The sequence below is a fragment of the Streptomyces calidiresistens genome, from assembly GCF_014141525.1.
GTDB lineage: Bacteria > Actinomycetota > Actinomycetes > Streptomycetales > Streptomycetaceae > Streptomyces > Streptomyces calidiresistens.
Genome location: NZ_VKHS01000300.1, coordinates 1 through 6,055, shown reverse-complemented (window position 1 = coordinate 6,055; position 6,055 = coordinate 1). Strand labels below are relative to the sequence as shown.

3 protein-coding genes and 1 pseudogene are annotated in these 6,055 nt (G+C 73.5%); 3 read left to right on the top strand and 1 reads right to left on the bottom strand.

The window, feature by feature from the left end; translation table 11 throughout:
• Nucleotides 1-352: 352 nt before the first annotated feature.
• The 3 genes from FOE67_RS13835 to FOE67_RS13825 all read left to right on the top strand — a co-directional run bounded on the left by FOE67_RS13835 (nucleotide 353) and on the right by FOE67_RS13825 (nucleotide 4,739).
• Nucleotides 353-3,130: a LamG-like jellyroll fold domain-containing protein gene (locus FOE67_RS13835; protein ID WP_182664091.1), complete on the top strand. Its 2,778-nt coding sequence runs from the start codon at nucleotides 353-355 to the stop codon at nucleotides 3,128-3,130.
• 1 nt (nucleotide 3,131) lies between these two features.
• A complete protein-coding gene (locus FOE67_RS13830) occupies nucleotides 3,132-3,752 on the top strand; it encodes a hypothetical protein (RefSeq protein ID WP_182664089.1) in 621 nt (206 codons plus the stop codon).
• Nucleotides 3,753-3,863: 111 nt separating this feature from the next.
• Complete coding sequence (locus FOE67_RS13825; RefSeq protein ID WP_182664087.1) at nucleotides 3,864-4,739, top strand: glycosyltransferase family 2 protein; 876 nt, start codon at nucleotides 3,864-3,866, stop codon at nucleotides 4,737-4,739.
• 255 nt (nucleotides 4,740-4,994) lie between these two features.
• Here FOE67_RS13825 and FOE67_RS13820 read toward each other — a convergent pair.
• Nucleotides 4,995-6,014, bottom strand: a pseudogene (locus tag FOE67_RS13820) (glycosyltransferase); the annotation flags it as partial.
• Nucleotides 6,015-6,055 lie beyond the last annotated feature (41 nt).

Sequence of the window (6,055 nt, the reverse complement as noted above, 5' to 3'; positions counted from 1 at the left end):
CTTCCCGCCCTTCCGCTTCCCGGGGCCCGCGGCCCTCGCGGAGGTTCGGGATCTTTCCGACCTCCCCGACCCGGGGGACCCAACGGACCCACCCGACCCACCGGACCCGAAGGACCTCGCGGACCTTCCCGACCTCTTCGGAACCTTTCCCGAACCCCGGACACGGCTCCGTGACCGGCTCTAGGGTTCCGCTGATCGGCTGACCAGGCGTCAGCCGGACTCGACTGATCACGCTCCGCCCGTGACCGACGTTCGACCAACACGCGAACGAGCGTGATCGGATCCGGATCACCCGCCGGATCCCGACCACCGGTCCCGACGTTCCGGGACCCGCACCACTAGTGGGGGCACCATGAAACCGAGCCGCGGCAGCACGACGAGACGGGCGGTGACGGCCTCGGCCGTCCTCGCCCTCACCCTGGGCGCCCTGGCGGGAACGGAGACCGCCGTCTCCCCACCCGCCGAGGCGCTGACCCCGCCGGTCGCCATGACCGCCGACAACCTGCCGACCTGGCAGACCAACGGCATCGTCTGGGCGCTGGCCGAGTCCGACGGCGTCATCTTCGCCGGGGGATCCTTCACCACCATCCGCCCGCCCGGGGCCGCCCCCGGCACGCAGGAGAGGCCCGTGCGCAACTTCGTGGCCCTCGACGCCGCCACCGGCGCGCCGATCGAGGGCTGCGCGCCGGAGTTCACCGTCGGCTCGGGCATCGAGACGGTTCGGGCGCTGGCCGTCTCCCCCGACGGCGAAACGCTGTACGTGGGGGGACGCTTCGGCGCCGTCAACGGCATCGGCGCCTCGTCCGTCGCGGCCATCGACATCCCCACCTGCACCCCCAAGCCCTTCTCCGCCGGGGCGAGCAACACCGTGCACGCGCTCGCGGCCACCGATGACCGCGTCTACCTGGCCGGCGACTTCGTCCAGCTCAACGGGCAGCAGCGCCGCCACTTCGGCGCCGTGGACACCACCGGCTCCCTGGTCCCCGGGTGGGTGGCCAACGGAGACGAACCCGGCCGCGCCCTGGCCCTGACCCACGACGGGGAGAACGTCGTCCTGGGCGGCGACTTCTTCACGATCAACGGCGTCGACTCCCACGCCCTGGCCATCGTGGACGCGGGCAACGCGGCGATGACCCGGGCCTACCCGCTGGGCTTCATCGAGACCCGCTCGGTCGTCAAGGACCTGCACGCCGACGCCACCGGCATCTACACCGGCAACGAGGGAACCGGCGGCGGCGTCTTCGACGGCCGGATCGCCATCGAACCGGACACCTACAACCAGCGGTGGCGGGACACCTGCCTGGGCGCCACCCAGGCCGTCCACGTGTACCGGGACGTCCTCTACAGCGGACACCACGCCCACGACTGCTCCTCGATGGGCTCCTTCCCCAACCAACCGCGCTTCCACCTGTTCGCGCAGTCGGTCCACAACCCGACCCTGCTCGGCTGGTTCCCGGACACCAACGACGGCCTGGGCGAGCAGATCGGCCCGCGTGCCATCACCGTCTCCGAGGAACACCCGAACACCGGCCTGGACTACATGTGGGTCGCCGGGGAGTTCACCGCGGTCAACGGCTCCCCGCAGTGGGGGTTGACCCGGTTCGCGAGCGAACCGGACACCGGCAACCCGGTCACGCCCGAGGCCCACGCCTTCAGCCACGCCCCCGGGAGGATCGAGGTGACCTGGCGTTCGAGCCTGGACCTCGACGACAGCCTGCTCACCTACCGGGTGTACCGCAACAACTCCGCCGTGCCCATCCACACCGTGCAGGGTTCCTCGGTCCCCTGGCGCCGACCCCAGCTGTCCTTCACCGACACCTCGGTCACCGAGGGCGTGACCTACAGCTACCGGATCACCGCCACCGACGCGGCGGGCAACACCAGCGCCCTGTCCCCGGCCGTCTCCGCCACCGCCGCCTCCTCCACGCAGCCGTACGTGCAGGCGGTGCTGGCCGACAACCCGGTGCTGTACTGGCGCAGCGACGAGACGAGCGGCAACTTCGCCTCCGACGCCTCGGGCAACAACAACTCCGGCGTCCATCGGGGCGGACCGCAGCGCGGCGTGCTCCCCCCGGCCGTCAACGGCCCCTCCGCCGCGTCCATCGGCCACAACGGCACCTCCACCTACACCTACAGCGACACCCCCTTCGCCTCCACCAACACCTTCTCGGTGGAGACGTGGTTCCGCACCACCACCACGCAGGGCGGCAAGCTGATCGGCTTCGGCAACCGCATCCTGGAGAACAGCAGCATGCGTGACCGCCACGTCTACATGCGCAACGACGGCCGACTGGTCTTCGGTGTGAACAGCGGTGGCACCCGCACCATCACCACCAACGCCGCCTACAACAACGGGCAGTGGCACCACGTGGTGGCCACCCTGGGCACCAACGGCATGCGGCTGTACGTCAACGGGCAGCAGCAGGCCGTCAGCACGCTCTACACCACCGCCCAGAACTACGGGTCCACCCCCGGCTTCTGGCGGGCGGGCGGCGACTCGCTGGCCAACTGGCCCAACCGGCCGACCACCGACTACTTCCAGGGCCAGCTGGACGAGATCGCGGTCTACCACTCCACCCTCTCCGCCGCCCGGGTGAACGCCCACTTCCAGGCCGCCTCGGTGCCCTCGGACACGGTGGTGGAGGCGGTGCCGACCGCCGACACCTACGTCAACCAGGCGGCGCCCAACACCGTGCACGGCACGCACCAGCAGCTCGCCGTGCGCAGCTCGCCCGCCTACGAGAGCTACCTGCGGTTCGACGTCCCCACCGCGCCTCCGGGCACCGTCCTGAAGGCCGCCACGCTGCGGATCCGGCTCACCAACGACGCCCACGCGGGGTCCGAGGACGACCAGATCGTGGTGCCGGTGGTCGGGGACTGGAGCGAGGCCGGAACCACCTGGAACACCAGGCCCGGGCTCGGCACCGACGTCCTGGGCACCCTCACCGGGGCGAACTCGCCCGGCGCGGTGCACGGCATCCCGCTGGACACCGCGGCGGTGAACGCCGCCCTCGGCGGGGAACTCGACCTCGCCGTGGTGGGCGAGGGGCCCTCCAGCCTCTGGTTCTGGTCCCGCCAGGCCTCGGCCGCCAACCAGCCGCGGCTGCTGCTCACCTTCGGGGCGCCCTGAGATGCGCGGGCGCGCTTTCCGCGCGGGTGTCGTGACGGCCGCCCTGGTGGCCGTCACGGCGCTCGCCGGGTGCGGGGGCTCCGGCGACGACGCCGGGGCCGCCGGGGCATCGGGGACGGAGCGGTCCGCCGGGGCGACCCCGTCGGCCGGCGACGGGTCCGATGACGACGCCGGGGACGACGACCCGGAAGAGACCGACAACGACCCCGGGAGCCCCGGGGACCCCGACACCACCGGGGGCGCCGGTGACAGCGGTGCCGAGGAGAAGGGAAAGGACGGAAAGGACGACGAGCGGGGAGAGCCGGGCGAGGGGGCCGACGACGAGGCCCCCTCCATGGGCCGGATCGGTGAACCCGCCCCCGACCAGGCACCGGCCGTGGAGGACCGCCCCTTCTCCGCCGAGGAACGGGAGTACCTCGACGGACGGGTGCCCCGGGGGGCCGACCCGGCGCCGATCCTCCAGGCCGGGCTGGAGGCCTGCCAACGGCTGGGCTACCTCGCCCGGCACGACCCGGACGGCGCCGTGGAGGCGTTGCGCGACGGGGAGATCCCCGGGGCCGAGGAGGCCGTCCCCACCCTGTGTCCCGAGCACCGGGACCTGCTGGACCGGTCCCGCCGCTGAGCCGGCGGGACCGGTGAACAACCCGGTCGCCGCGGGCCCGATCCCGGGCCCGCGGCGACCGGCCACGACCACGGGGCACCGCCCCGCGAGCGACCAGGGAGTGAGCGCGTCATGACGAGGCTGCCGATCGTGGTGGTGATCCCCACGAAGAACGAGGAACGCAACATCGCCGGGACGGTGCGCTCGGTCATCGACCACTTCGAGGCGGTGGTCGTGGTGGACTCCGACAGCACCGACGCCACCCGGGCGCTGGCCGGGGCCGAGGGCGCCGAGGTGGTCCCCTACACCTGGGACGGCAAGTACCCCAAGAAGAAACAGTGGTGTCTGGATCACGTGCGACCGGACATCGACTGGGTGCTGTTCGTCGACGGCGACGAGGCGCCGAGCCCGCACCTGCTGGCCGAGTTGCGGCACGTCTTCCTGGACGGCCGGCCGGTGCGTCCGGCGGCCTTCGACATCCCCCTGGGGTACTGGTTCGCCGGGCGCAGGCTGCGGCACGGCTACACCATCGTCAAGCGGGCGCTGGTGGACCGGACCCGGACCCGCTTCCCCGAGCCCGACGACCTCGAGGCCCCGGGCATGGGTGAGCAGGAGGGGCACTACCAGCCGCTCGCCGACCCGGTGCACCGCCTGTCGGGAACCCTCGAGCACAACGACCTGGACCCGGTGGGCACCTGGTTCGACCGCCACAACCGGTACGCGGAGTGGGAGGCGTGGCTGGAGTGCCGGCCGGAGGTGCGCGAACAGATCCGCACCGCCAAGACCCGGGCGGGACAGCTGTTCCACCGCGCCCCGTTCAAGCCGCTGGTGTCCTTCGCCTACGGCTACGTGCTCAAGCGGGGGTTCCTGGACGGGCGGGCCGGCTTCGACTACGCCCTGGGGCTGAGCTTCTACCGCTGGCAGATCGGGGTGCGGGCGCGGGAGATGGCCCGCGCGGAGCGGGAGGCGGTCGCCGAACGACCGGCGCCGGGGGCGCTTCCCCGCTGAGCGGGACGGGCGGAGAGGCGGTCCCCCCGGGCCGGGGACCGCGTCCGCCCCCGGCGGGTCGGCGGGGCGGGGCCCGACCGGGAAACGGCCGGGGTCGGCGCCACCGGGAGACGAACCCCCGACGGCGGGTCGGGACGCGCGGACCGCGCGGGGCGAAGGGCGTGCACGGCTCGCACGGCACCCGGCCCCCGTGGTCGTCCCCGCGGTCGGCGGTCGGTGCCCGTTCCGGGCGGCCCGCCCCGGCCCGGCGGGCGCTCAGCCGGCGGCCCGGCGGGCCAGCACCTCCCGGTAGACGCCGCGCAGCGTGTCGGCGACGATGCCGTCGGTGAACCGCTCGGCGATCAGCGCGGGCCCGGCGGCGGATGCCTCGGCGTGGGCCTCCGGCTCCAGGAGTTCCAGGATCGCCCGGCCGACCGCCCCGCCGTTGTCGGCGTTCTCCGCCGGGTCGCTGTCCACCACCCGTCCCGCCCCGGAGGCCGCCACGTCCGGGGACAGGCCGCCGGTGCGGGTGACCACCACCGGCAGCCCCACCGACATCGCCTCCAGGATGGAGACGGCGAACGGCTCGAAGGTGGAGGGCAGCACGTACACGTCCGCCTCGTGCATCCGGCGCAGCAGTTCGTCGTGGTCCAGGGCGCCGAGGTACTCCAGGGAGTCGCCCACCCCCAGGCGGTCGGCGAGCGCGAGCATCTCCTCGGCGAGCGGGCCGGTGTCGGGGCCGGCCATCAGGAACCGGGCGTCGGGCACCTTCTCCAGCACGGTCGGCATGGCGGTGACGAAGTCGCGCGGGCGCTTGACCCGCTGCACCCTGGCGGCGAACAGGATCGTCGGCGGCCGACCGGGCTTGCCGGCCCGCTGCTCGGGGCGCTCGGGCACCCCGTTGACCAGGCGGTGGGCGGGGGCGAGCCGGGCGGGGGCGACCACCTCGGCGGTGGCGCGGCGCTCGGACTCCGTCAGGTACAGCAGGGCGTCGGCCTCCCGCAGGACGCGGCGGGTCCCCAGCACGTCCACCAGCCGGGCGGGCGGCTTGTCGGTGGGGTCGACCATGCCGTGGGTCTGGAGGACCAGGGGGCGGCGCAGGGCGAGGGCCAGCATGGCCACCGGCAGGGTGACGAGGTCGCGCATGAGGTGGACGTGCACGATGTCGGCCGAGCGCAGGTACGCCGGGGCGTTGGCGAGCAGCGCGGGCGAGGTGATGCCGCTGACCTCGAAGCGCGGCAGGACGTGGCGGGCGGGGAAGAGCTTGACGGGCACGTCGTCCACGCGACGCGGCAGGAACTCCGCCCGCCCCCCGGCCCCCTCTGTCTCTCATACAC

Bases quoted from the DNA above. Each gene is read 5' to 3' on its own strand.
- FOE67_RS13825 (WP_182664087.1), top strand. From the start codon at position 3,864: ATGACGAGGCTGCCGATCGTGGTGGTGATCCCCACGAAGAACGAGGAA.
- FOE67_RS13835 (WP_182664091.1), top strand. From the start codon at position 353: ATGAAACCGAGCCGCGGCAGCACGACGAGACGGGCGGTGACGGCCTCG.
- FOE67_RS13830 (WP_182664089.1), top strand. From the start codon at position 3,132: ATGCGCGGGCGCGCTTTCCGCGCGGGTGTCGTGACGGCCGCCCTGGTG.